This is a genomic window from Streptomyces sp. NPDC012935, from assembly GCF_042900345.1.
In the GTDB taxonomy this organism is placed as follows: Bacteria; Actinomycetota; Actinomycetes; order Streptomycetales; family Streptomycetaceae; genus Streptomyces.
Genome location: NZ_JBIBBC010000129.1, coordinates 1 through 1,022, shown reverse-complemented (window position 1 = coordinate 1,022; position 1,022 = coordinate 1). Strand labels below are relative to the sequence as shown.

Genomic DNA, 1,022 nt, shown 5'->3' with positions numbered 1-1,022 from the left:
CCTAGGGCTCCTGGAGTCGGGCCCCCGTCACGGCTACGACCTGAAGCGGGCCTTCGACGAGAAGTTCGGTCACGACCGGCCGCTGCACTACGGCCAGGTCTATTCGACGATGTCCCGCCTGCTGAAGAACGGCCTCGTCGAGGTCGACGGCATCGAGCCCGGAGGCGGGCCCGAGCGCAAGCGGTACGCGATCACCGACGCCGGCGTCACCGACGTCCAGCGGTGGCTCGCGACCCCGGAGAAGCCGGAGCCGTACCTCCAGTCGACCCTCTACACCAAGGTCGTCCTCGCCCTGCTGACCCGGCGTGACGCCGCCGACATCCTCGACACCCAGCGTGCCGAGCACCTGCGCATGATGCGCATGCTCACCGAGCGCAAGCGCAAGGGTGACCTGGCCGACCAGCTGATCTGCGACCACGCGCTCTTCCACCTGGAGGCCGACCTGCGCTGGCTGGAACTGACCGCCGCCCGTCTCGACAAGCTGGCGGAGGTGGTGGTCAAGTGACTCCGCCCCCCGGCTCCCTGCTCGCGGCCTCCGAGCTGCGCAAGGCCTACGGTCCGACCCTCGCCCTCGACGGCGCGGACTTCTCCATCCACCCCGGCGAGGTCGTCGCCGTCATGGGCCCCTCCGGCTCCGGCAAGTCCACGCTGCTGCACTGCCTGGCCGGCATCGTCCCGCCCGACTCGGGTTCCATCGTCTACAACGGGCGCGAGCTGGCCACCATGAGCGACGCCCAGCGCAGCGCCCTGCGGCGCTCGGAGTTCGGGTTCGTCTTCCAGTTCGGTCAGCTCGTCCCCGAGCTGACCTGCGTCGAGAACGTCGCCCTGCCGCTGCGGCTCAACGGCACCCCCCGCAAGGAGGCCGAGCGCGCCGCGCTCACCTGGATGGAGCGCCTGGAGGTCGACGACCTGCGCAAGAAGCGGCCCGGCGAGGTCTCCGGCGGCCAGGGGCAGCGCGTCGCCGTCGCCCGCTCGCTGGTCACCGGTCCGCGGGTGCTCTTCGCCGACGAGCCGACCGGAGC

The 1,022-nt window shown here is 71.3% G+C and carries 2 protein-coding genes; both read left to right on the top strand.

Translation table 11 applies throughout. The features are described 5' to 3' along the window. Positions 1-505, top strand: a 505-nt coding sequence (locus tag ACFY5C_RS42080; RefSeq protein ID WP_389455398.1) for a PadR family transcriptional regulator, incomplete at its 5' end; no start/stop codon positions are given. After that, a partial coding sequence (locus ACFY5C_RS42075) for an ABC transporter ATP-binding protein (protein ID WP_389455396.1) occupies positions 502-1,022 on the top strand: 521 nt, incomplete at its 3' end. The genes ACFY5C_RS42080 and ACFY5C_RS42075, both read left to right, overlap by 4 nt.